This is a genomic window from Blautia sp. NSJ-175 (assembly GCF_022867815.1).
GTDB lineage: Bacteria > Bacillota > Clostridia > Lachnospirales > Lachnospiraceae > Blautia > Blautia celeris.
On the sequence record NZ_JALIFQ010000008.1, the window covers coordinates 172435 to 195091 of the forward strand.

Here is a 22657-nt window from a genome sequence, read left to right on the forward strand (position 1 = left end):
GTAAAGTGGCAGAGCAGTCAAAGAATGTTAAGGAGCAGGACGTCAACCAGTTATTGAAGGTCCGCCGTGAAAAATTAGCTGAGTTACAGGCAAACGGAAAAGACCCGTTTCAGATCGTCAAATTCGATGTAACCCATCACAGCCAGGAAATCAAAGATGCTTTTGAAGAGCTGGAAGGAAAATCCGTAACCATAGCAGGACGCATGATGTCAAAACGTATCATGGGAAAAGCTTCCTTCTGCAATGTGCAGGATTTACAGGGCAACATTCAGTCTTATGTGGCACGTGACAGTATCGGAGTGGAATCCTATCAGGATTTCAAGAAAATGGACATTGGCGACATCGTAGGCATCACAGGCGAAGTCTTCAAAACAAAGACAGGTGAGATCTCCATTCACGCTTCTGCTGTGACACTGTTATCCAAGAGCCTCCAGGTTCTGCCTGAGAAGTTCCACGGTCTGACCAACACAGACCTGCGTTACCGTCAGAGATATGTGGACCTGATTATGAACCCGGAAGTAAAGGACACTTTCATCAAACGTTCCAAGATCATCAGCAGCATCCGTAAATACCTGGATGGCCAGGGATTTATGGAGGTGGAGACCCCTATGCTGGTGGCAAATGCAGGCGGTGCAGCCGCAAGACCTTTCGAGACACATTTCAATGCTCTTGATGAGGACTTTAAGCTGCGTATCTCCCTGGAACTGTATCTGAAGAGACTGATCGTTGGCGGCATGGAGCGCGTATACGAGATTGGACGAGTATTCCGCAACGAGGGCCTGGATACCAGACACAACCCGGAATTTACGCTGATGGAGCTGTATCAGGCTTACACAGATTACAAGGGAATGATGGACCTGACAGAGAACCTGTACCGCCATGTGGCGCAGGAGGTTTTGGGTACCACTGTGATCACTTACAATGGCGTGGAGATGGATCTGGGCAAACCGTTCGAGAGAATTACTATGGTGGATGCTGTCAAGAAATATGCCGGCGTTGACTTTAACGAGATCCATACCCTGGAAGAGGCAAGAGCCGCTGCAAAAGAACACCATGTAGAGTTCGAGGAGAGACACCAGAAAGGTGATATCCTGAGCCTGTTCTTCGAGGAGTTCGCAGAGGAGCATCTGATCCAGCCTACCTTTGTTATGGACCACCCCATTGAGATCTCTCCGCTGACAAAGAAAAAACCGGAGAATCCGGAGTACACAGAGCGTTTTGAGTTCTTCATGAATGGCTGGGAGATGGCAAACGCTTATTCCGAGTTAAATGACCCCATCGACCAGAGAGAGCGCTTCAAAGCACAGGAAGCACTGCTGGCCCAGGGCGATGAGGAAGCCAACACCACAGATGAAGATTTCCTGAATGCGCTGGAGATCGGTATGCCTCCTACAGGTGGCATCGGATTCGGTATTGACCGTATGGTTATGCTCCTGACTGATTCTGCAGCGATCAGAGATGTATTATGCTTCCCAACAATGAAGAGTTTAGATAAGTAAGAATGGTTGAAAACGGCATAAATAAAGGATTCTTTGAGGATAACAGAAGAGAAAAATTATGATTTTACGCCCAATTTACGCCCGATTTTTAAGACTTTGGCAGAAACCGATATTTTAAAATTGAATATTTCATTAGAGAAAAAAGGAGATTGCTATTGATATATGGCAGTCTCCTTTTTCGGGTTAAAATGAATGATGTGATGTCTATTCAATTTCAATTTTTCCATGAGCCTTTTCAAAATCGGCAATGTGTTTTTTCATCAAAACTTCCAGTTCACGATTGGCAGAACGGGCATTATATTCAGCAACAAAACGAAATTTTTTCAATAGTTCCGGCTCGGTTCTTAATGTAAATTTTACTGCGTCAGACGGCATAGATATAACCTCCTTGTGATTCTAACATCATTATACTGTCAAAGTGACGGCTAAAAGTATATTGACGGCAAAACGACGGCATAATATAATAGAGAAGTAGGTAAAATAACAAAACGAAAGGAGAACATATGAAATTAGTTGAAGAAATATTTGAAAAGGCTACGGTTAGAGGATTTGTAGATTATTTGTTGTATGGTTTACCGCCGGAATCAGAGGAAAGAAATTATCAAGCACGTTTAGATGAGCCATATTTAGAATATGAAAAAGTCGCTTTAGAGTATGACAGTAATGGAGCGTCGGAACTATTATCATTAGTCAACGCTATGACTTGTGAAAATGCGTGTGTGTATATGGAATTGGGAGTGCAGGCGGGCATTTTGCTGATTGCTGACATCGTTCAGAATTTGCGGAGAGAAGAAATTGAGAATATCCATTATAGAAACAAGTGTGAGTTGTTAATTGAGGATATTAGGCAGGTATTAGAGATTATGAAAGATTCTATGACGGACGAATGTAAGCAGAACATGACAAACATTTTGAATAAATGGGGAGCAGAAAGAAAAGGGGAAGAATGATGTCCGAATTAAAAGAATTATTGGAAAAAGTTAAATTGGAAAATATCATGGCATTTATGATTTATGGAGCGGATTCGAGAAGAGATGCTTTTGAAAACTATGAGAAAGAAATTGAAAAATCCTATGATGAGATTTTTTATAGACTGGAACATTTATACTCAGAAGCAGATAGGAAAGATGATAAACTGTTTGATGTAGTGGCGGATTTTGCTATGCTTCACGACGATATATATTTTGAAGCAGGAGTATTGGTGGGATTTCAGTTGTTTAAGAACTTAGAGCAGGAGTATCAGAAACATGGGGAAGATTCCATATTGAATATTGTATTAAAGCCGAAAGGGAAGAAGTCAGTGTTAGAAGAAATTGCCGGATATAGAATGGACACAGCACTGGAGGAAACTTTGAGAACTGACAAGAAGTATCAAGAAGCAACAAAACGAATCAGTGAAAAAGTAAAAAAGGTGGATAGAAATGACTTCTCTGCGAAACAATGGGAAGTTATTGATGAAGCATTATCGGCTTGTAATAAAAAAAGTTCTGAATATGGGAGAGTGGCATACATGCAAGGGATTTCGGACACTGTGAATCTCTTTAAAGAAGCCTTATTGCTCATATGATTTTAGTTGAGAATATAAGAGAAACATAGTAGAATATACGTTAAAGAAATAGAGAAATAGGAATTTATGGAGGTAAAATAATGAAACTTGATAATTTTATTGGTATGATGACGGGACATTTTGATAACAAAGAGCAGTTTAATATGATGCAGACAGCAGGAAAAATATATCCTTATGCTAAACATGTAAATACAGTCTGCAATGACAAAATAAATAATATTCCTCAAGATTTCAATGGAAAATTTGTTGTTGAAGAAAGTTACTATGAGACCAATGGTAAACGTCATGCATCACCGCACCTTTTCCTTATTACGGAAAATGAAGATGGAATTTTACTTTCCTCCTATGAGATTCCGGAAGGAGAAGACAAAAATACATTTTCATATGATTCTATGAAAAATGTTGATTATAGTGAACTGAAAAAATCTAAAAAGTTTACTCCGGCACTTTATCATGAAAATGATGGCATCTGGGAGGGAGGCAGCACAAGTCAGTTTTCGCCAGTAATGACATTTAAGCTTTGGGAAAAGTTTTCTGATAGTTGTTTGGAAGTATCTGAAATTATGGAAGTTAACGGAAAGCGGACTTTTGGATACGATGATCCCATTATTTACAAACGTGTATAAATAAGTGATGAACATGGTGACAACTTTCAGTTTGTCGGAATCTTAATAATATGCGAAAAACCAGTGAGGTCAAGGAACAAGGCGAAGCCGATACGCCGTAGGGCAGTCCTTGACGGAACGGACGTTACCAATAACACCGTGATACAGCAGAGGACTTGAAAGGTCAGAAACCTTGCAAGTCCTCTTGTCTGTTATTATTGGGCGTTCTGTTTGAGATAGAGTGCTTCTTTTGCCAGTTCTTTTTCAAATTCTTCAATCGGACGGATAAACTGACCGTCTGTAATCTGATAACATTTCTCTGACTGTGAGTAGGTGAGTTCTGTTATCTCCGGCTCACACGTCTCTGTGTTGATTCCATAATAGTAAATTACAGAAGTTTCCAGTACCATATGAACACTGTCAAAATCCTTAGTAAAAGTGCTGTGTCCATTAGGGATAAGAAGTGCAGGCGGACAGTTATAAAACCTAGAACTGTCTTTCTTGATAAATATTGGCAGTAGGTGCATTTCATTCATACTCGGATTAACAAGGACAAGAAAACGTGGAACTAGTGCGGAATGTTCATTCATCAACCCGATATAAGTATCAAAAGTATCATCAATTAGATATTCGGAACAACTGTTATTGTAAAAGAGATACTGCTGTACGGTATCTGTATTCTGCGTTGCGGTCTGCATAGGTACATTTTCTCCGCTTAACCATTTTACATCAACATCTAAAGAATCTGCAATCAGTTGGAGTTTGTCCAGTTTGGGATTGTACTGTCCTGAAAGGTAGGAACTGAACGCTCCTTTGCTGATACCCGTATCCCGTACAATCTCTATCTGTTTCTTGTTTTTTACTTTCATGGCAAATTTAATCCGTTCTGCGATAGTGTTCATGAGTATACCCTCCATTTTCATATCTGCTCAAATTTCGTTATATCTCTTCATAAGTCCACTATAACACAAGTTCAGAAAAAAAGAAACATAAAGTTTATAAAAAACTAAACTTTTCTATTGCAAAACAGGAAACGGTATGTTAATATACAATTAGTTTAGAAATAACTGAACCAATATGACGTCATAAAAATACAGTAAAAATAAGAATGGCTGTCCTATCGGCAGAACGGGGAGAAATGGAGAATTGTGTATGCAGATTACTTTAACAAAGGAGCAGGTAAAAGAAGCGTTTGGGGAACTTCGTTACATGGGTGCAGATTATTGTTACCGATACGACAAGGAAACCCGAAAGAAAACAGAGGAAGTGGAAGCGTTAAGGCTTCACCTCGGAAGTATGAAACTTGGCAATAGTGTGGATATCCGGCTGGAAGCAACGGAACTTCCAAAGATTGAACCGTATTCCGTGGTAGAGTTGGAAAATGCAGTCTATGACCCTTATGTGATGAGAGGGAATTATCCGACACTGGTTGAGAGAGTGACATGTAAGGGGATTCGTACTGTTTCCGGCAAGAGCGCGTAGGCAGTCACGCCCGGAATCTCCCCACGAACCGTACAGCGTGAAAGGTCGGGGGAGAGATTTCGGGCGGTGGCGAAGCCACAAAAAAGAAAAGGCAGGTGGTAAAGAACGGAAAACAAAAGTTTTTCAGAACTCCCCTATACTAACAGGGGAGTAACTCGTCAGAAAGAAGAATTGTCGGCATTGATTGACTGGTGTCAGATAACGGTTAAAGATATTGATGTATTTACAATCATAGAGGATATATTGCGGATTCCACTGAACCTTATGGAACTTCACTATAAGGGAAAAGGCATAGCAGGACATGAATTGATAGCCGGATTTGATAATATTAAGATTCTGAAACCTACGGGAAATGCACAGTATGAGGGATTTCAGATACTTATGAGTGGTTCGGGGTGCAGGAATTATGAGAATTTTCTTACAATCAATCAAGAAACGTGGTTTGATTTCTTAGAAAGGGTTTGCAGATACAATGTGAATTTTCCCCGACTAGATTTAGCGATTGATGACAGAAAGACGTATTTGAGTATTCCTGAGCTTATTCGATTGAAAAATGAGGGATTGATTTCCAGTCAGTTGCAGGATATATCAGAAAACCGTTCGGATAAACTCAAAGAAGAGGAATTACAAGAAAATGGAAAAAGTCTGTACATGGGAAGTAAGTCAAGTGATTTCAGAATTGTTTTCTATGAAAAGGGTTATGAACAAGCGGAAAAGTATGGAAAGGAATTAGACACTGATTGGAATAGATACGAACTTAGGTTCCGGCAGAAAAAAGCAGTAAAGGTCGTGCAGGAATTGGTACATCAAAGAGACGTTGCAGGAATTGCATTATCTGTATTGAATGATAAGGTTAGATTTTTGCAAAAGCCGGAGAATAGCAGGACTACAAGAAAAAGGCTTTATCCAACTTATCCACCGTGGGAAGAGTTCATGCGCGATGTGGGGAAAGTAAAACTGACAATAAATCCACAGAAGAAAACGCTGGATAAGATATGGAACTGGCTGTCAATTTCAGTTGCTCCGTCTTTGAAACTTTTTGAAGAAATTGGGAAGTTGGATAATCAGGACTATATCGGCTTATTGGTGGAACAAGGGATAATGAATGATTCGCAACGAAAAATCTATGATGATTATAAAAAGTTTTCTCTTATGGCGAAGAAATATTAGAAACAATGAAGCATGGCAAAACCGATTTTATAGCAGAAACACCGCAAGGGTGTACCAATATACCATGCGGTAGAAATAAGGAAAGGAGAGTTTTTTGAGAAGAGAGATTCCGATTTGGGAGAAAAGTAATCTAACTTTAGAAGAAGCGGCGGCGTATTCAGGTATTGGCATTAACAAACTTCGGAAACTGACAGAATCCGAACAATGTTCCTTCGTTCTGTGGAATGGCACGAAACGCCTGATTAAACGCCGGAAATTAGATGAATACATGGATAGAATGTATTCTATCTGATGATTGAAAACTGAATAGTGATGTGTTATAAATATAGTATCGGTTTTTGTCATAGTCAGGAAAGGAGATTTTGATTATGGCAGAAAGACGAAAAGACAGAAAAGGCAGAGTATTAAAAGAGGGAGAATCCCAACGCAAAGATGGCAGTTATGATTTTCGGTGGAGAACGTCAGACGGGAAGAGACATTCCGTTTATGCAAGGACACTGGAAGAACTGCGAGAGAAAGAGCAGGCGATACAAAGAGACAAGAGCGATGGTATCAGGACGGACGCTAAGAATGTGACGCTGAACGATATTTACGATATGTGGATAGGACTGAAAAAGGGTTTGAAAGACAACACTTTTCAGAATTACCAGTATATGTACAATCAATTTGTATACCCTGATTTCGGACAGTTGAAAGTGGCAAAAATGAAGCGGTCAGATGTTCGGAGATTTTATAATATGCTTGCAGATGAACGGATGTTGAAGATCTCCACTATCGACAACATTCATACAGTGCTTCATCAGGTGCTTGATTTGGCGGTTGAGGACGAATATCTCAGAAGTAATCCCTCGGATAACGCCCTGAAAGAACTGAAACAGTCGCATAATTTTGACGTGGAAAAGAGAAGAGCGTTGACGGTTCAGGAGCAAAACGCATTTACTGCATTTCTTGCAAATAGCAGACAGTATAATCACTGGAATCCGATATTTACGGTCATGCTCGGTACTGGCTTGCGTGTGGGAGAGGTCACTGGCTTACGGTGGGAAGATTTGGACTTTGAGAATGGTACAATCAGCGTGAATCATACACTGGTGTATTACAATCACAGCAAGAACGGATGCTATTTCTCGGTAAACACTCCGAAGACAAAAGCAGGAAGAAGAACTGTGCCAATGCTTGATAATGTGAGAGAAGCCTTTATGCAGGAGAAGAAATATCAGGAAGAGAAAGGCATTTTGTGTCAGGTACGGGTAGATGGATATACGAATTTTGTGTTTGTGAACCGCTTCGGCAACGTACAACATCAGGGAACACTGAACAAGGCTCTTAGACGTATCATGCGTGACTGCAATCAGGAGATATTGGAAAAGACTGATGGTAAGAAAGAAGTTGTTTTGTTGCCCCGGTTCAGTTGCCACACACTCCGGCATACATTTACCACAAGATTGTGTGAATCAGGAATCAACATCAAAGTGATTCAGGACGTGTTAGGTCATGCGGATATCAGCACTACCATGAATATTTATGCAGACGTGACAAAGGACTTGAAAGAAAAGGAATTTGGGGTGCTGAATGACTATCTGCAAAGGGAGGAAATAGCGATTTGAGACATACGCCCACTGTACGCCCGATTTACGCCCAAAAGTAGAAAAGTTGCGTAGACTTATAGAGACATCTGTAAAATGGCGGATTGTAGAACATCAGGAAAATAGAGGGGCGTAGGGATATGTGGAGATGTAAATTGCAGATTGCAAGGCTCCCCACAATGAAGAGCATGGGAGCCGCAAAGAATGAAGCTAATAATGCTGCACAGTCTGCGCCGGTTGAAAAAACAGTGGAAAAAGCAATCGCTGAAGTGAAAGAAACATATGATTTCTCTAATGTAGAAGTGGAACCATTATTCAAAGATATGGTTGATTTTGACACATTCAGCAAGTCAGATTTCCGTGCTGTAAAGGTAAAAGAATGTGAAGCAGTTCCAAAATCTAAGAAGCTTCTGAAGTTCGTATTAGACGACGGAAGTGGCGTAGATCGTGTGATTTTAAGCGGAATTCACGATTACTATGAGCCTGAATTCTTAGTAGGAAAGACATTACTTGCAATTACAAACCTTCCACCACGTAAGATGATGGGAATTGATTCTTGCGGTATGATTATCTCCGCTACACATCTTGTAGAAGGAAGAGAAGGACTCAATGTTTTGATTCTTGATGATAAGATTCCGGCAGGAGCAAAACTGTACTAAGTGAGTAAAAATACTTCGCAATTTGACAACAAAAATTTTCTTTGACAACAATTTGACAACAAATTTGTATTCCAACATGAATCATCATGAAGAATGGTGATTAGTTGTCAGTAATACTACTCTAACAATATAGATTGTTGAGGGCACTTTTTGAAAGAAAAATCTTTCAGAGAGTGCCCTTTTTTTATTCATTAACAATGTCCGTTGTGGTTGAGTAAAAGCTGAAAGGAGAAACAGATTTGAAAACAGAAAATATGTACTATAACCAACAGAAACGTTCAGAGGTAAAAGAAGAAGCCCGTCGACTTAGAAGAAAATTTCTTCGTTATCAACAAGCAGAAATCGTATATAGCCTGTCACATAAAAAGTTGATGGAACTTGCAAATGATGCGGGTGCGATTTACAGAATGGATGGAATCGTTTTGATAAACAGAGAAATCTTTGATGAATATCTTGAACAATTTCATGAAAAATAAGATGACAAATCGGAGAAAGGAATTTAGTTGAGATGCATGGAAAGGTATGGATGTTTTCTAATCTTATTGATGATGAAGATATAGAATTTATGCAACATGAATTTATAAGTTATAAACAAGCTATGGATTATTACGAGCTTGGATATAAGCCAATCGTAAGATTATCGCATAAGGCAGGAGCAGTTTATAAGATTGGGAAAAAAGTTCTAATTAAGCGAAGTACATTTGAAAAATATCTGCGAGAAAATATCAGAAGGGAGAAAGAAGAATGGGAAAGGTAATTTCAGTAGCAAACCAGAAAGGCGGAGTTGCAAAAAGTACAACAACCTTAAATCTTGGAGTAGGATTAGCGAGAAATGGAAAGAAAGTATTGTTAATCGATGCGGATCCACAGGGAAGTTTGACAGCTAGTCTTGGATATGTAGAACCGGACGATATTGGAACTACACTTGCAACTATTATGATGAATATTATCAATGACGAGGAAATTGCTGAGGAAGAAGGCATTTTACATCATGAGGAACAATTGGATCTCCTACCGGCCAATATTGAGTTATCTGCTCTGGAAGTAACCATGAGTAATGTAATGAGCAGAGAACTGATCATGAAGGAATATATTGATACGATGCGATCACGATACGATTATATTTTGATTGATTGTATGCCGAGTTTAGGCATGATGACTATCAATGCTTTAGTAGCTTCTGATACGGTTCTGATACCTGTACAAGCTGCATATCTGCCGGTTAAAGGACTTCAACAGTTGATCAGGACTATTTCTATGGTAAAGAAGAGATTGAACCGGAAGCTGACGATACAGGGAATTCTTTTGACAATGGTGGATTTTCGTACTAATTACGCCAAAGATATTGCTTCCAGAGTGAGAGAAACTTATGGATCTAAGATTTCTATCTTTGAAAATGTCATTCCACTATCAGTTAAGGTAGCTGAAGCAAGTGCGGAAGGAAAAAGTATTTATTGTCATTGTCCAAATGGAAAAGTATCTATGGCTTATGAAAATCTGACGCAGGAGGTTTTGGAAAATGAAAAGTAGAAGTGGAGAAAAAATCAAATTGACAAGCATTGATGAATTGCTAGGAGTAGTCAATGAAGAGTCTGCAATGGAAATAGAAATCAACAGAATACATGCATTTAAAGATCATCCTTTCAAAGTATTGGATGATGAAAAGATGGCAGATTTAGTAGAGAGTGTAAAGACCTACGGGGTATTGACACCAGTTTTGTTACGGTCCGATGGTGAAAATGGATATGAGATGATCTCAGGTCATCGAAGAATGCATGCGGCTGTTATAGCTGGATTGGCAACAATTCCTGCAATTGTGAGAGAATTATCCGATGATGATGCAGTCATCGCTATGGTAGATGCCAATATCCAACGAGAAGAGTTACTTCCGAGCGAAAAAGCATTTGCTTATAGAATGAAATTGGAGGCAATGAAGAGACAAGGGGTAAGAAACGATTTAACTTTGTGCCAAAATGGCACGAAGTATCGTACTGATGTAGTTATAGCTGAACAGGTAGGAGAGAGTGCTCGTAATGTTCAGCGTTACATTCGCCTTACAGAATTGATTCCGGAGTTATTAGATATGGTAGATGCAAAAAAATTGAATTTTACCATTGCCGTTGATATTTCCTACATTGATAAGGAAATGCAGAAATGGATCTACGAGTATATCCGAGATACAGGATTTATTAAACCAAAGCAGATTACAGTTTTGAGAAAACAGTTGGAAGAAGGATCGGTGAATCAGGGATTTATGATCTCGATTTTCAATAGTTGCATTGCGGTAAAAGCACCGGAACGAAAAGTGGTGTTATCAGGAAAGAAACTCACAAAATATTTTCCGGAAGATTATTCGGAAGCGGATATGGAAAAGGTGATTGAGGAATTACTGGAACAATGGAAAAGAGAACATGAATAAGGGGTGTCAAAATAAGATAACCCAAAGAAAGAAGAGATACAGAAGTTTAAAAAAAGGACTTCTATGAGAGAAAGGAAGGGAGGAAGATACATGGACAAAAAAATGAATTTTAAATATTTTTATGGAACAGAAGCAGATCAGTTTAGTTTTTACAGAATACCCAAAGCTCTATTTACCAATGAGTGCTTCAAGGATCTTTCCAGTGATGCGAAGATTTTATACGGTTTGATGCTGGACAGAATGTCTTTATCCATTAAGAATCAGTGGTTTGATGAAGAAAATCGGGCATATATCTATTTTTCCATTGAAGATATCATGGAATTATTGAATTGTGGCAGAAATAAAGCGGTGAAATCTCTTCAGGAGCTGGATGATGAAAAAGGGATCGGTTTGGTCGAAAAGCGCAGGCAGGGCTTTGGAAAGGTTACGATCATCTATGTAAAATCATTTATTCAGGAGGGGTGTGAGGAAGAGAAAAAAGAAAAATCAAAGATGGTGAAGTTTACAAATCAAACTTCTGTAGAGGAAGAAGAGATAGAAGAAGTTTACATTTCAAACTTCAAGAAGTCCCAAAAACAAACTTCAAGAAGTCCCGAAAATAAACTTCAAGAAGTTTACATTTCAAACTCTAATAATACTAATATTAACAATACTAATCTTAGTGAGAATAAATCTAATCATATCGTATCTGCAGATGGGATAGGATCCGAAGAGGATGAGATGGAAACATTACATGCGTATCAATCTCTGATCAAAGACAATCTGGATTATGATTCTTTGTTAGTGAGTCATCCTCATGACAAAAATCAGATTGATGAAATCGTGGATCTGATCGTAGAGACTGTTATGTGTAAGAGTGATAAAGTATTGATTGCAAGCAATTGGTATTCAGGAGCTTTGGTAAGAGGAAAATTCATGAAACTGGATTATTCCCATGTAGAGTATGTGCTGCATTGTCTGGAAGGAAATACGAGTAAAATCAAGAATATCAAGAAATATTTACTTGCGGCATTGTTCAATGCCCCTTCAACGATAAACGGATATTACAGGGCAGAGGTAAATCATGATATGCCGTGGCTGGTAAAATAGGAGGATGGATATGGTTATTTTAAAATTGGCAGGAAGAGTGTTATTGGTTCCATTGTGGTTCATCATTTCAATCATAGGTGCCGGAGTGAAGTTACTGGTACATATGGTGGCAATCGCAAAAAAGATATTGGGATTCGGAATTATGGCGTTGCTCATAGGAACAGTGATCTGTTACCAAGACTGGCTCCAGGCAGCTTTTCTGGCTTGTATGGGAGGTGTTCTGATTTCTGTTTTATTTGCTGGAGAATTTATAGATACTGTAATCGACTTGCTTAGAGAAAAAATATGTGCATTGATTTTAGGTTAAAAAAGATGATGATAGTTGAAAGAGTCTTAGTGATTTCAGATGAAAATAGAGCCTCTCCACTTTAGGGAAACACATAGATTTAGCGGCAAATTATGGATGGCATCAGGTATTTTATGTATGCTTTGTGGACTTTTTGGGAAAAGCATGGCTGCATTGGTTGTGTATATTATAAGCATTATGGCAGCTGCAATCATTAGCATTCTCTACTCCTACTTTTTTTATAAGAAAAAGCTGGCAACCGGAGAAGGCTTAAAAATTCAGTATAATACAAAAAAGTGTGATATATCTGATCATCGCAATTTCCGCTATTGTGTTTATTATATGGACTTTGTTTTGGGGAAGCATTCAGATTCGTTGTAATGATCGTGATTTTAACATTGAAGCAAAAGGATGGAATGATTATACAGGGAGTATTCGCAAATTGATAGCATTTCTTATGAAGAAAATGTATTGCAGAACGATAATGATTACAGAACTAATGGTTTTGGAAAACTGAAGCATGCTATGGGTAACTTCAAAAACGATATCTTCGGAGATTATATCCGCTATACTCATGCCTCCTGCCATTCATATGTTGTCGTGAACATAGATGGAAAAATATTAGTTGTAAATGGGGAAAATGATGCAGAGATAAAGGAAATCTATCAGAGAATAAGTGAGAAGGTGTCAAAGGGGGAATGTCTAAAAAAGTGTGTAAGTAAGTTGTCTGATAATTTTTCTATTACCTGCTTGATTACCCTGTTTTAAATACCGGATTGTCAGTCAAGGTAAGGGTTACAGCCTTGACTGACAATTCTGGTATTTGACAAAATTTGGAGTGCAGGTCATCAGAACTTACACAGTTTCTATTACACTCTCGTCAAAGGAAAGAAAATAGTTGTCGGAAACGCTGAGAAGAAATTATTCTCAGTCAAATAACAAATTATTCTATTTTTCTCATTTAGCAAATCTGTTTTAATAGCGTTGACAAATGTGTAAAATGGAACGCTACATTGAATGCTGTGCAAAAGTCACCTCGAAAATCGTTCCCCCAGTCTTGCCTGATTTGATACAAATACTGCCATCATGTACTCTAACGATTTCACGGACAAAAGCAAGACCTAGCCCTACGCCACCCAGCTCCCGGCTTCTGGATTTATCCACACGGAAGAATGGCTCGAACACTCTCTCCCTAAGCTCCTTTGGTATTCCGCTTCCCGTATCTTCTACAGACAGATAAACATGCTTGTTTCTCTGATATGCGGTTACTGTAACCTGTCCGAGCGGATGATTATATTTGATGGCATTCTCAACCAGATTGTATACAAGCCTGTAAATAAGGATATCACTGCCTGTCATAGTGGCATCCTCACATTTTCCAATCAGCTTTATATTCTTTTCCACGGCAAGAGGCTCAAGGTCTGCCAAAGCCTCTTCAACAATAGCATCCAATATAATTTTATCATCCCTTCCCACCGTCTGAAGCTCACTCATGTCAAGAAGAGTCTTTACCATCCTGTTTAATTTATCATTTTGTTCCGTAACCATTTTTATGGTCTGCAAAGTGTCTGCATCATTTCCCGGGTGAGAGGCAGAATTATATAAATCAAGCTGTACCTGCATTAACGCTAATGGAGTACGCAGCTCATGTGCTGCATTTGCAGTAAACTGTCTCTGTATCTCAAATGCTTCCGACAGACGCTCAAGCATCTTATTATAAGAAATACCCAGCTGGTTCAGTTCCTTAACATTGTTTTCCTCTATTCTTGAATCAGACAGATTCTGAGCCTGTACCTCTTCAATTTTATCTGAAAACTCCCTGATTGGTCTGAGTGCATGCCCGCTTATAAAATAAGTGACGACACCTCCCAAAAGCGCCAGCAAAACCGTGATTATCAGACTGTTTCTTTTATAGTCGGCCTTATTATTGTACACCTGAAACGAAAATTCATCCGCAAACTCATCCCACTTATCGTCCGGTATGCTGATATATATTTCATCTGATTTGTTTCCTTTTTCATCCCACTGTGACTCTACCGCATCCTGCAGAGAATCGATGTAATGCACACCATTTTTATAGACAAACATAGTCAGGCAGCCACATATAATAGCAATACACAATGTAGTAATGCACGTAAGTCTCCACTGTAGCGACATTCTTTTCATCTGTCAGACTCCTCCCGTATTTTATAGCCTTCACCTACCTTGTTCTGAATGGGATCATATCCCAGCTTCGCCTTGAGCTTTTTTCTAAGTGAAGACATATGTACCCTGATTGCTCCGCTAAAGCTGTCTGCCGTGGCATCCCACACATGCTCTATCAGCTCCTCCTGACTCACCGGTCTGCCTATATTGATAAGTAAATATTCCAAAATACCATTCTCTTTTCTTGTCAGTGGAACCGGCTCTTCCTTTGCATATGCCTCGCGTTTAATCGTATCAAACTTTATTTCTCCGCATTTAAGACATATATCATTCTGTACAAATTTCCTTCTTGTCAGGCTTCTGATACGTGCCTCAAGCTCCTGCAGATGGAATGGTTTTTCCATGTAATCATTTGCTCCTGCATCCAGTCCCTCTACCTTATCAGCAATCTGACCTCTTGCAGATAATATCAAAACCTTAGTTTCATCATTGTATTTTCTAAGCTCCTTAAGAAGCTCCATGCCATCCATCCCCGGCAGATTCAAATCCAAAACTATCAGATCATAATTCTCCGACAGTATACATTCAAGAGCCTCTTTCCCATCATAACAGGTATCCACCTCATAACCGGCAGCATACAGACTCTTTGCAACCATATCACATATTTGTTTCTCATCCTCAACAATTAATAATCTCAAAATGTTCTCCTGCTTCTTAACAATAATTTTACAACCTATATTGTATAATACCAAAGTCAGCTGGTCAACAATACAACAAAAAGGAGCAACATTATGTTGAAATACCAAAAAACATGTCAAATCATTCTGCTTATCCTTGGTGTATCCATGATAAGCTATGGTGCAGTCAGAGGTGAGGCGGCTACAGTGCTTGGTAAAGCAATAAAACTATGTTTGGAGTGTGTCGGAATTGGATAAGGAAAAGAAATTACTATCAAGAAAACTGGCAAAAATACGTGGCTGGATACAGGCCGCAGCAACGCTGCTGACCAATATTCATATTCCAAATTTATTTAAGGGTAAAATATATCAGGGCAATGCAAAAACAGTATGCGTACCCGGATTAAACTGCTACTCCTGCCCTGCCGCGACAGGAGCCTGTCCAATAGGGGCATTTCAGGCAGTTGTCGGATCATCAAAATTTAAGTTTTCATACTACATAACCGGATTTTTTATTTTACTCGGTGTAACTCTCGGCAGATTTATATGTGGTTTTTTGTGCCCATTTGGATGGTTTCAGGATTTACTTCATAAAATCCCCGGAAAGAAATTATCCACAGCCAAACTAAAGCCTCTTAGGTACCTAAAATATGTCATTCTTATTGTTTTCGTTATACTTCTTCCGATGCTTGTAACGAACTCTATAGGAATGGGAGACCCGTTCTTCTGCAAATATATCTGTCCTCAGGGTGTTTTAGAGGGTGCTATACCGTTATCTATTGGAAATGCTGCTATCCGTTCTGCGCTGGGAAAGCTTTTTTCTTTCAAGTGTATGATTTTAATTGCAGTGATTGTACTAAGTATCTTATTTTACAGGCCCTTCTGTAAATGGATTTGTCCGCTTGGAGCAATCTACTCATTATTTAATAAGGTCAGCCTGCTCAAAATCACCGTTGATAGCAGCAAATGTGTCGGATGCGGTCAATGCTCAAAGGCATGTAAGATGGATGTGGATGTGTGTAAGACACCGGATCACCCCGAGTGCATACGCTGCGGTGCCTGCATAAAGGCCTGTCCGAAGGACGCCATCTGCTACCGGTTTATGGGAAAATCATGTCAAAAAAATGACAACAGATAGCTATTAAACATTTTACTATTATTTTAAAGGAGAAATTACTCATGAAAAACAAATTATCATTTATTTCTATTTTTACACTCTGCATAGCATTATCACTTACAGCATGTGGCGTAAAGCAAGCTTCCACAACAGATTCTAAGAACACTCAGACTGAAGCCGGCTCAGAAGAATCCGGCAAATCAGATTCCAGGCTTGATGATTTATATCAGCAGGAAAATCAGCTTTTTGCAGATCACGCTGATGTGTGGAACAAGGCATTTGGCATGATGAACAAAAGTGACGCCGATCCAAACGGAAATTATGCTGATTATCTTGCCGGTACCGTAGAATCAAACAAGAATTCATTCACAGACGATGAGCTTAAAACACTTAATGAGGATATTGAAACCATACGAAAAATCGAGGAACAGATAGCAGAGCTTGAAAACAAAAATACATCATCAGACGATAACAAGAAGGACAGCTCTAATGCCTCATCTATATTCAGTGATTTTTCCGGTGAGGATTTTGATGGCAATAAGGTTGATGACAGCCTGTTTTCCGGTAATGCAGTAACAGTCGTCAATTTCTGGTTTACCGGCTGCAAACCATGTGTCGCTGAATTATCCAAGCTTAACGAATTAAATGATGCTATCAAATCAATGGGCGGAGAAGTTGTTGGCATCAACACTGAGACCTTCGATGGCAATAAAACAGCTATCAAAGAGGCTACCCCTGTTCTTGAAAGCCAGGGTGTCAAATATCGTAATCTGTCAATTGACTCCTCTAGTGCTGCCGGTAAATATGCCTCAGAAATCATGGCCTTTCCAACAACTATACTTGTTGACAGAAATGGCAATATTGTAGGCGAACCAATGCTCGGCGGAATTGATAACAAGGACAACTATGATGCCCTTATGAAGCAGATTCAGTCTGTAATTGATGCAGACAGCACAAATAAATAGAGGTCTACATACAAAAAGCTCCTGTGCATTGCACAGAGAGCTTTTTTTGAACATTACTATAATGTCAAGGAATCTTATGCATCTACCCACATCTGTAAATTCCCATCAAGATACAGTCTCGCATATTCTAGTGGTTCATCAATGGCAAGTGTGTTTAATGCACAATCTGATCCGGGTGTGGTTCTCAAATTCTTTTCTGCTTCCCAGCAGTCAATGCGAAGCATATAGTCTGCACTGGTATAAACATCAATGCTGTTTCGTCCGGGATTATATTCTGCAAATATTGTTCTCATCGTATCTTATCTCCTTATCGTTCAATCAATTATTTGCTACAAAAATCAGAAGCATTTCAATCAGTTCACCATGTCATTTTTATTTTGTGTTATACTGTTTTATATAATTTTTTTGCCCTTGTATTTTCCCTTATCAGAGTTCGTAAACACTGGTGGAACGATATAACACAAGGGAAACAATAAGGGAAAGCTCACCTGCGGCAAATCGAGTGTTTTCAATGGTTTGCGGAGAATTTAATAACAAAATATAACAGTTATTAAATTTCTTAAAACAGGTGAAATCTCAATTCAAATTTGTCGTTTTTTCAGTATATTATAATTTTTATCTTTCTGGCAGATAAAAGGCTTTTGTTTCTACAGAGTTGTCTTTAAAATCCATTTCTATATAATAATCCCGGATAAAAATTGATCGGTAATAATCTTGTAAGGAATAGATATCAAGAGTTTTAAAATCGACCAAACATAGCGGGATTGGTTCTTTCTTTTCATTTTTATATTTCCAATATTCTAAGGAAGCAGCAACTTTATCAAGGCAACTTTGGCAGAGATGATCCGTTAGATTTCTTTTGTTCAATTTATAGTTTTCCGGTAACGTGATATCTATCTCAGCCATTCCTCTGGAAACATCTCCATGAGAGGAATAGGTGATTTCGCCTGTGTTTCCAAAAAGTATATTTGAACCGGTTTTATTTGGTATTTCATTTCCGTTTTCATCATATGCTTTTAGTTGGAAATCTAAGACGTACCAGTCATTGAGGGAAATCAGTCCAACCGTATCAAATTTTCGATAATAGTCCATCATACTATAATCAGAACTTCCACATAAATAGCATGTAGAGAGATCTTTCAGGCTTGATTGCAGATCGTCAAAGGTTATTTCTATCCGTTCTTTTGGGGCGTCTGCTTTCAGAGAATGTGTTAGAAAAATACCGTGATATTGATGGATAGCATAACCGATGAGAAAGGATACAGCTAATAGGATGGTGCACCAGAATAAATCTTTCCTGATATGATAATATTTTTTTCTTTTTTCATGCATAATCGAATTCCTCCGTGAAAAAATATAGTGTACTTAAAATAAGTCCGTTTAAAACATTCTACCATTATTTGTACTTAAAATGAACTTGAAATATGAACTTAATATGTACTTATAGAGATGGAGAGAATAATCATGGAGAAAGAGAAGCATTTAGGATTACGGATTGATGCTGAAACGCATAAAAAACTGAAAAGCCTGGCAGAATTTGAAGGGCGTTCGATCAATGGAGAAGTGTTATATTTAATACGTCAGGCAATCATAGAATTTGAAAATAAGCATGGAGAACTGAAATAAAAGAATCTTCACATATGGATACAAGAAAAGCCCGTTCGGTTGTATGGAACGGGCAAATTTTATTTAGCCAGGAAATTGCTCTGTATTTCCAGTGGCATATTGTAGTTCTGACCGCGCTTGATCAGACTGTATAACTTGAAGCTCATGAGTTCCGGACTGGAATTTAAGCAGCTACAGAGCCCGAAATAATTCAAATCTTCGTTCTTTGACAGGTTTGCGATTTCTTTATCATCCAGGATAAGATCTGCAGCGAAAAGGTTCGCTTCGTATTCCGTATTATCCCTCATGTTATATAAGACATCGTCTTTCATCGGCGCCATTTTGAGCTGGGAACGATGCAGAATGATGTGACCGAGTTCGTGGGCGGCAACAATCTTTTTCTCTTCCTCAGATAGAAAACTGCTTACCATAACATAAATGGTCTGGCAGCTCATGAAACAGTATCCTTTTAATTTTTCGTAGCGGTCTGTTTCACCAACGATCACATTCATTTCTTCCAATATTTCAAAAGGATCCCTGGTCTTGAACTTTTTTACAAGTTTTTCTACTTTGTTGTAAATATATGAATTCCCCAAATATATCACCTCGTGTATGAATCAAACAGAAGCGGATAATGTTACTTCTGACAATAAAACTATATCCTATAGGCTGTCCAATAATCACCCCATCTATTTGGCATCTAAATATTTCTTTGGTGTAAATTTCTTTGCACGTCTCTTGGAATCCAGATATAAAGACTGGATCTCATCCATAAAGGCTGTTTTGTCTTCATCAGAAAGTTCCCCTCCGGCGAACATTGCAGCGGCCTGTTCTAAGATCTGCTGAGCTTGTTTTGCTCCACGGTTTCCAAATTGTTCAGATGCTTCTGTAATAAAAGCCTCCTCTTCTGTCATGAGATAGGAGATATCACAGCTTAAAATGTCTGCAAGTTTCTGGTAAAGGTCATGTTTCTTTGGATAACGGCCTTCAATTTCCCATCCCCGAACAGTCCGAAGGGAGACACCGACAGCATCGGCTAATTGGGTTTGGTTGAGTCCTCTGTTTTTTCTTAAATTTTTCACTTTTTCACCGAATGTCATAAAAATACCTACTTTCTAATTGGCGTTTCAGGATCCCTGTGTATGATGCTGAAACGGGATAGGAAATAAATTTCCCATAATCAACAAGTTGCCTCTTGACAAGAGGCGAATGATTGCCTATAATGTGAATCACAACAGAACGGCAACTACTTGCCTATAATATAAATGATATTTCCTTTCTTGTCAATGGATTTACTGAAAATTGCCTATTTTGACACGATCTCTATCGTGTGAAAAAGAGCTGGGATGAGATCTGATTGCTTATGGGAAAGAGAAAGATAGGCAACTTATGGGAGGTGATTGATTTGAAACAGAAGGAAACATTCCTCTGTATTGATCTGAAATCTTTTTATGCTTCTGTTGAGTGTGTGGAAAGAGGACTGGATCCGTTTACTACCAATCTGGTTGTTGCAGATCCGGACCGATCGGTATCCACCATTTGCCTTGCTATCACGCCGGCTATGAAAAAGCTGGGGATCCGTAACCGTTGCAGGATCCATGAGATACCGGATCATATCGAATATATTGTGGCAAAACCGAGGATGCAGCTCTATATGGAGTATTCGGCAAGAATCTATGGGATTTATTTAAACTATGTGGCAAAAGAAGATATCCATGTTTACAGTGTGGATGAGTGCTTTATGGATGTCACAAGATACCTTTCCCTGTATCACCTTACAGCGAAAGAAATGGCACAAAAACTGATAGATGCGGTCATGGAAGAAACCGGAATTACAGCAACAGCAGGAATCGGAACCAATCTGTATCTTGCAAAGATCGCAATGGATATTGTGGCAAAACATATAGAGGATCATATCGGAATGCTGGATGAGATCTCTTACCGGGAACAGTTATGGGGACATAAACCATTGAGTGATTTCTGGCGCATTGGTTCTAAAACAGAGAGAAAATTAGCCGGATATGGAATCCAAACGATGGGAGATATCGCACTTGCCTCTATCCAGTCGGAAGACTGGCTGTATAAAATGTTTGGGATCGATGCAGAACTATTGATCGATCATGCATGGGGCTGTGAGTCCTGTAAAATGAGTGATATCAAAAATTATCATACAGAAGAGCATAGTCTTTCCAATGGACAGGTATTGATGAGAAATTACACATTTGAAGAAGCTGCTGTTGTTGTAAGAGAAATGACAGATGTACTGGTTCTGGATCTAGTGGAAAAGGGACTGGTAACGAATTCTGTAACCTTGTGGATCGCTTACGATCATCGTTTTGAGAGGGAGTCATCGAAAGGAACCGTAAGGTTTCCGGATCGTACCAATCGTTCCAGGGAAATAATCGATACAGTAGAAGCGCTTTATCGAAAGATTGCAGATCCACATACCGGGATCAGACGGATAGAGATCATTGCAAATAAGATAACGCCGGAAGGCTATCAGCAATATACTCTTTTCCAGGATTCCATAAAAGCAGAAAAGGAAAGACATCTGCAAGAAGCAGTATTACAGGTGAAAAAGCGTTATGGAAAAAATGCGATCATGCGGGGATCCAATCTGTTGGAATGTTCTACCTACCAGGAAAGAAATAATCAGGTTGGGGGACATCGTGCGTAGGAGGTGGAAGTATGCTGGCAAAGGCTTATCAGAAATATTTATATATTCCGAGACCGGTTTCCAAAAGATATCCTATGGATGTGCAGCACAGAGCGAAGCAATTTGCCCCTTTTGCAGCACTTCGGGGATTTGAAGAGATCGTACGGAAACAGGAAATACTTTATGAACAAAGGAAGATGTTATCCGAAGAACAAAAATGTGGATTGGATAGGCAGCTACAGATGGTTTCTGTTGGAATGAAGATACAGGCAACCTATTTTAAAGAAAGCCGGGAAATGAAACCGGCAGGCCAGTATCATACGATTTGCGGAACCGTTGAATTTTTTGATCCATCCATTCATTTACGGATTGATGATACGATCATTTTGATCCCGGATCTTTGTGAATTATCCGGTGATATATTTGAAGAATTGGAATTACCTTGTTAAATACAATCGGCAGAAATTCTTAGTATCCTGGGTGAGTGGGAATCCGGAGAGAATAAGGATGGATGCGCCAGATCAACAAAGCAGGTCTGGGATTTGATGATCATGCTGTTCGTGCAGCTTTGGCACTTACGGAATGGACAACATGATGCTCATAAGGCGGATTTGATTTCCCTTTGATCCGTTGAGTAATAAAATGGAATTTTTTATTATTGCTTAAAGGAGGAAGCCTATGGGATCAGATGCTATCAGATGGCATGTACATTGCTCTGTATGCGGAGCATTTATTGAAAAAAGCGCACATTGCGATTCAGAAGTAGAGTGCAAGAAATGTAGAAGTACTTTGGAGATTTTAGTAAAAGATGATATTGTTTCAGTACGGCCTTTGCATATCAAAGACGAAAAACTGAAAGAAAGAATGCGGGTATATTCTCAAAAAGTGATGAATTCCCGAAAGGAAACTAAATAAAATGAGCTATTAGGATAAGCGGCGGATTTGGCTGGAACCATCAAGGCTGCACCTGATAGCAAGAGTTTGTCAAGGAGCTGAACCTGACTGGAATCATGAAGAGCCCGGCAAAACATTTGCAGATACAATGCAGGATGATATTTCATTCTGTGTCTGTGGAAGCATTTGTTTTGCCGGCTTTTTTTGTTTTCTCAAAAATTTAAAAAAATTTGAGT

General features: G+C 39.0%; 30 protein-coding genes and 2 pseudogenes. 24 read left to right on the top strand and 8 right to left on the bottom strand.

Going from position 1 to position 22657, the window contains the following annotated elements:
- Positions 1-5: 5 nt before the first annotated feature.
- A pseudogene (gene lysS / locus MUB35_RS14635) lies at positions 6-1487 on the top strand (lysine--tRNA ligase); the annotation flags it as partial.
- A gap of 216 nt (positions 1488-1703) precedes the next feature.
- Here lysS and MUB35_RS14640 read toward each other — a convergent pair.
- Positions 1704-1874, bottom strand: coding sequence for an Arc family DNA-binding protein (locus MUB35_RS14640; RefSeq protein WP_009245620.1), 171 nt, complete (start codon positions 1872-1874; stop codon positions 1704-1706).
- A gap of 128 nt (positions 1875-2002) precedes the next feature.
- On the opposite strand from MUB35_RS14640, the gene MUB35_RS14645 reads away from it, so the two are divergent.
- The 3 genes from MUB35_RS14645 (at position 2003) to MUB35_RS14655 (ending at position 3692) form a co-directional block, all read left to right on the top strand.
- Positions 2003-2449, top strand: coding sequence for a hypothetical protein (locus MUB35_RS14645; protein ID WP_009245619.1), 447 nt, complete (start codon positions 2003-2005; stop codon positions 2447-2449).
- Positions 2449-3066: a hypothetical protein gene (locus MUB35_RS14650; RefSeq protein ID WP_009245618.1), complete on the top strand. Its 618-nt coding sequence runs from the start codon at positions 2449-2451 to the stop codon at positions 3064-3066. Before MUB35_RS14645 ends, MUB35_RS14650 begins: the two co-directional genes overlap by 1 nt.
- Before the next feature lie 77 nt (positions 3067-3143).
- A complete protein-coding gene (locus MUB35_RS14655; RefSeq protein WP_044949932.1) occupies positions 3144-3692 on the top strand; it encodes a hypothetical protein in 549 nt (182 codons plus the stop codon).
- Between the two features lie 194 nt (positions 3693-3886).
- On the opposite strand, the gene MUB35_RS14660 is transcribed toward MUB35_RS14655, so the two are convergent.
- The gene (locus MUB35_RS14660; protein ID WP_009245616.1) at positions 3887-4573 is read right to left on the bottom strand and encodes a helix-turn-helix domain-containing protein; all 687 of its coding nucleotides are present in this window, start codon (positions 4571-4573) and stop codon (positions 3887-3889) included.
- 250 nt (positions 4574-4823) lie between these two features.
- Here MUB35_RS14660 and MUB35_RS14665 point away from each other — a divergent pair, with 250 nt between their 5' ends.
- The 13 genes and pseudogenes from MUB35_RS14665 to MUB35_RS14725 all read left to right on the top strand — a co-directional run bounded on the left by MUB35_RS14665 (position 4824) and on the right by MUB35_RS14725 (position 13130).
- Positions 4824-5153, top strand: coding sequence for a hypothetical protein (locus MUB35_RS14665; protein WP_009245615.1), 330 nt, complete (start codon positions 4824-4826; stop codon positions 5151-5153).
- Between the two features lie 171 nt (positions 5154-5324).
- Positions 5325-6323 carry a replication initiation factor domain-containing protein gene (locus MUB35_RS14670; RefSeq protein WP_083823674.1) on the top strand — a complete coding sequence of 333 codons (999 nt, stop codon included), beginning with the start codon at positions 5325-5327 and terminating at the stop codon, positions 6321-6323.
- 94 nt (positions 6324-6417) lie between these two features.
- On the top strand, positions 6418-6615 hold the full coding sequence (locus tag MUB35_RS14675) for an excisionase (protein WP_009245613.1): 198 nt from the start codon (positions 6418-6420) through the stop codon (positions 6613-6615).
- Positions 6616-6691: 76 nt separating this feature from the next.
- Positions 6692-7930: a tyrosine-type recombinase/integrase gene (locus MUB35_RS14680; protein ID WP_009245612.1), complete on the top strand. Its 1239-nt coding sequence runs from the start codon at positions 6692-6694 to the stop codon at positions 7928-7930.
- A 152-nt stretch (positions 7931-8082) separates the two neighbouring features.
- Positions 8083-8568, top strand: a pseudogene (locus tag MUB35_RS14685) (lysine--tRNA ligase); the annotation flags it as partial.
- A 239-nt stretch (positions 8569-8807) separates the two neighbouring features.
- Complete coding sequence (locus MUB35_RS14690; protein WP_008976884.1) at positions 8808-9044, top strand: DUF6462 family protein; 237 nt, start codon at positions 8808-8810, stop codon at positions 9042-9044.
- 32 nt (positions 9045-9076) lie between these two features.
- Positions 9077-9325: an excisionase gene (locus MUB35_RS14695; protein ID WP_117500813.1), complete on the top strand. Its 249-nt coding sequence runs from the start codon at positions 9077-9079 to the stop codon at positions 9323-9325.
- Positions 9313-10098 carry a ParA family protein gene (locus tag MUB35_RS14700; RefSeq protein ID WP_008976882.1) on the top strand — a complete coding sequence of 262 codons (786 nt, stop codon included), beginning with the start codon at positions 9313-9315 and terminating at the stop codon, positions 10096-10098. The genes MUB35_RS14695 and MUB35_RS14700 overlap by 13 nt, the downstream gene beginning before the upstream one ends.
- Positions 10088-10987 (top strand): ParB/RepB/Spo0J family partition protein, encoded by a 900-nt coding sequence (locus MUB35_RS14705; RefSeq protein ID WP_008976881.1) that lies wholly within the window; start codon positions 10088-10090, stop codon positions 10985-10987. The genes MUB35_RS14700 and MUB35_RS14705 overlap by 11 nt, the downstream gene beginning before the upstream one ends.
- A 90-nt stretch (positions 10988-11077) precedes the next feature.
- A complete protein-coding gene (locus MUB35_RS14710; RefSeq protein ID WP_008976880.1) occupies positions 11078-12076 on the top strand; it encodes a DUF6017 domain-containing protein in 999 nt (332 codons plus the stop codon).
- Positions 12077-12086: 10 nt separating this feature from the next.
- Positions 12087-12383, top strand: a complete 297-nt coding sequence (locus MUB35_RS14715; protein WP_008976879.1) for a hypothetical protein — start codon at positions 12087-12089, stop codon at positions 12381-12383.
- Positions 12384-12422: 39 nt separating this feature from the next.
- On the top strand, positions 12423-12743 hold the full coding sequence (locus MUB35_RS30815) for an SdpI family protein (RefSeq protein ID WP_255779374.1): 321 nt from the start codon (positions 12423-12425) through the stop codon (positions 12741-12743).
- A gap of 90 nt (positions 12744-12833) precedes the next feature.
- A complete protein-coding gene (locus MUB35_RS14725; RefSeq protein WP_243037740.1) occupies positions 12834-13130 on the top strand; it encodes a hypothetical protein in 297 nt (98 codons plus the stop codon).
- 240 nt (positions 13131-13370) lie between these two features.
- On the opposite strand, the gene MUB35_RS14730 is transcribed toward MUB35_RS14725, so the two are convergent.
- On the bottom strand, positions 13371-14528 hold the full coding sequence (locus MUB35_RS14730; protein ID WP_244806420.1) for a sensor histidine kinase: 1158 nt from the start codon (positions 14526-14528) through the stop codon (positions 13371-13373).
- On the bottom strand, positions 14525-15205 hold the full coding sequence (locus tag MUB35_RS14735) for a response regulator transcription factor (protein ID WP_022024520.1): 681 nt from the start codon (positions 15203-15205) through the stop codon (positions 14525-14527). The genes MUB35_RS14730 and MUB35_RS14735 overlap by 4 nt, the downstream gene beginning before the upstream one ends.
- 93 nt (positions 15206-15298) lie before the next feature.
- Between MUB35_RS14735 and MUB35_RS30820 the strand changes: the two genes are divergently transcribed.
- Genes MUB35_RS30820 through MUB35_RS14750 form a run of 3 tightly spaced genes read left to right on the top strand, consistent with a single transcriptional unit; the run spans position 15299 to position 17266 of the window.
- A complete protein-coding gene (locus MUB35_RS30820; protein ID WP_009263530.1) occupies positions 15299-15442 on the top strand; it encodes a CD1871A family CXXC motif-containing protein in 144 nt (47 codons plus the stop codon).
- The gene (locus MUB35_RS14745) at positions 15435-16322 is read left to right on the top strand and encodes a 4Fe-4S binding protein (protein WP_009263529.1); all 888 of its coding nucleotides are present in this window, start codon (positions 15435-15437) and stop codon (positions 16320-16322) included. Before MUB35_RS30820 ends, MUB35_RS14745 begins: the two co-directional genes overlap by 8 nt.
- 41 nt (positions 16323-16363) lie before the next feature.
- Positions 16364-17266, top strand: a complete 903-nt coding sequence (locus tag MUB35_RS14750; protein ID WP_117500816.1) for a TlpA disulfide reductase family protein — start codon at positions 16364-16366, stop codon at positions 17264-17266.
- Between the two features lie 74 nt (positions 17267-17340).
- Here the strand turns inward: MUB35_RS14750 and MUB35_RS14755 are convergent, their stop codons facing one another.
- Together MUB35_RS14755 and MUB35_RS14760 are read right to left on the bottom strand one after the other, a co-directional pair.
- Positions 17341-17559: a DUF6061 family protein gene (locus MUB35_RS14755; RefSeq protein ID WP_173725152.1), complete on the bottom strand. Its 219-nt coding sequence runs from the start codon at positions 17557-17559 to the stop codon at positions 17341-17343.
- Positions 17560-17881: 322 nt separating this feature from the next.
- Complete coding sequence (locus MUB35_RS14760) at positions 17882-18598, bottom strand: hypothetical protein (RefSeq protein ID WP_118052363.1); 717 nt, start codon at positions 18596-18598, stop codon at positions 17882-17884.
- Positions 18599-18730: 132 nt separating this feature from the next.
- Between MUB35_RS14760 and MUB35_RS14765 the strand changes: the two genes are divergently transcribed.
- On the top strand, positions 18731-18892 hold the full coding sequence (locus tag MUB35_RS14765; protein WP_116440958.1) for an Arc family DNA-binding protein: 162 nt from the start codon (positions 18731-18733) through the stop codon (positions 18890-18892).
- Positions 18893-18951: 59 nt separating this feature from the next.
- On the opposite strand, the gene MUB35_RS14770 is transcribed toward MUB35_RS14765, so the two are convergent.
- The gene (locus MUB35_RS14770; protein ID WP_118052361.1) at positions 18952-19467 is read right to left on the bottom strand and encodes an ImmA/IrrE family metallo-endopeptidase; all 516 of its coding nucleotides are present in this window, start codon (positions 19465-19467) and stop codon (positions 18952-18954) included.
- A 93-nt stretch (positions 19468-19560) separates the two neighbouring features.
- Entirely contained in the window at positions 19561-19971 is a 411-nt protein-coding gene (locus MUB35_RS14775) for a helix-turn-helix domain-containing protein (RefSeq protein WP_118052360.1), read from the bottom strand.
- 305 nt (positions 19972-20276) lie between these two features.
- On the opposite strand from MUB35_RS14775, the gene MUB35_RS14780 reads away from it, so the two are divergent.
- The 3 genes from MUB35_RS14780 (at position 20277) to MUB35_RS14790 (ending at position 22442) form a co-directional block, all read left to right on the top strand.
- Positions 20277-21548 (top strand): Y-family DNA polymerase, encoded by a 1272-nt coding sequence (locus MUB35_RS14780; protein WP_118052358.1) that lies wholly within the window; start codon positions 20277-20279, stop codon positions 21546-21548.
- An 11-nt stretch (positions 21549-21559) separates the two neighbouring features.
- Entirely contained in the window at positions 21560-21976 is a 417-nt protein-coding gene (locus MUB35_RS14785; protein WP_118052357.1) for a hypothetical protein, read from the top strand.
- A gap of 229 nt (positions 21977-22205) precedes the next feature.
- Positions 22206-22442 carry a hypothetical protein gene (locus MUB35_RS14790; RefSeq protein WP_009268912.1) on the top strand — a complete coding sequence of 79 codons (237 nt, stop codon included), beginning with the start codon at positions 22206-22208 and terminating at the stop codon, positions 22440-22442.
- The last annotated feature ends 215 nt before the right edge of the window (positions 22443-22657 follow it).